This window comes from Aquabacterium parvum, from assembly GCF_001447195.1.
Lineage (GTDB): Bacteria > Pseudomonadota > Gammaproteobacteria > Burkholderiales > Burkholderiaceae_C > Aquabacterium > Aquabacterium parvum.
The window spans coordinates 1-1,137 of sequence record NZ_LFRI01000402.1 but is presented as its reverse complement, the minus strand read 5'-3'; the positions used below and the strand labels follow the sequence as shown (position 1 = coordinate 1,137).

2 protein-coding genes and 1 pseudogene are annotated in these 1,137 nt (G+C 58.4%); all 3 read right to left on the bottom strand.

Annotated elements, in window-relative coordinates:
- Positions 1-571: pseudogene (locus ABG80_RS16520) on the bottom strand (DUF1910 domain-containing protein); the annotation flags it as partial.
- Between the two features lie 20 nt (positions 572-591).
- Positions 592-753: a hypothetical protein gene (locus tag ABG80_RS22900; RefSeq protein ID WP_160322571.1), complete on the bottom strand. Its 162-nt coding sequence runs from the start codon at positions 751-753 to the stop codon at positions 592-594.
- A 59-nt stretch (positions 754-812) separates the two neighbouring features.
- Positions 813-1,137, bottom strand: a 325-nt coding sequence (locus ABG80_RS23600; RefSeq protein ID WP_152987681.1) for a PoNe immunity protein domain-containing protein, incomplete at its 5' end; no start/stop codon positions are given.

Sequence of the window (1,137 nt, the reverse complement as noted above, 5' to 3'; positions counted from 1 at the left end):
TTGATTCCTCCGTCAACGCATAGAACAGGCTTTCGTATGGTCGAACTTGGCATGCGTGCTCCGTGTCGAACCGCTTCTCGGCACCAAACACATGGATCATGAACTCTTCATAAATCACATCCGCTCCGCCGTTGGAGGTACCGTTCTCGCCATCCTGCAATGCGGCGATGCGGGGAAGCAGGTCGCGTCGGTGCAGCAAGAAGCACAGGCCGACCAGCTGCATCAGCTGGCAGTAGTCATCCAGCACGACGAAGTCAAAGGCTGGCTCGTTTCGGTCGGCCGTGTCTTGCCACAACAGTTCGGCATATCGCTCGTAGGCGGAAAGGACATTCTCCAGTTCGCCGCGCATGGGGTCTATCGGTTCGCCTGCGGTGTAGTTCAGGCTCAATCGGTCTACCATCAACTCCGAAATTGTTCGAGCACGCCCCACCGCGTAGCGAACGTCACCTTCCGCCACCGCCTCGCGGAGAATGCGCCCGACCTCTTCGACGCCCTCAAGGCAGTTCCTTCTGGCAAGCGCCCAATGCCGCTCTCCCAGAAACTGCTGCCGCCTTTTTTCATGAAACTGCATGTCGAATCCTGTCCTCAGCTTCACCGCTTGCGCTGATCACGGGCCTCGCCCTTCATGCCCGCGCGGTTATCAACCACTTTGTCAATGTCGGCGTCTCCCCATTCACGAGTCAGCTGATGCGCTGCGTGGCTTTCATGCTTCGGCACATGTCCTGCCACACTGCGGTTGAGGGCTTCATACATGGCACGAGAGATAGCGCATCAACAAGCCCACCATGCGTTACGGTGGTCGTTGACCGGGTTCATTCGCTCAACCATTGCCAAATGGTTTGGCCGTAGTCGCTCTCGACGCTTGGCATCACCTCGCCATATCTGAAGCGGCGGCTATTGACCTGGGCAGGGGTTGCCCATTCGCCTTCGCGGGGGCAGGGCTGGCCGGCTTCACAGCGCAGCCGGATGCCCTGGTCCCCATCCGGTTTAGATAGGCTGCGATGCTCTCGACACCATGCGACCAAGTCCTTTGGGTAATACAGGTACTTGTGCAAGCTGCTGTCGTCTTCGATGCCAAGCAAGATCACGGCGGCACCGGCTTCAAAGCTCCAGTAACCGTGATACCCACCCTGTTCG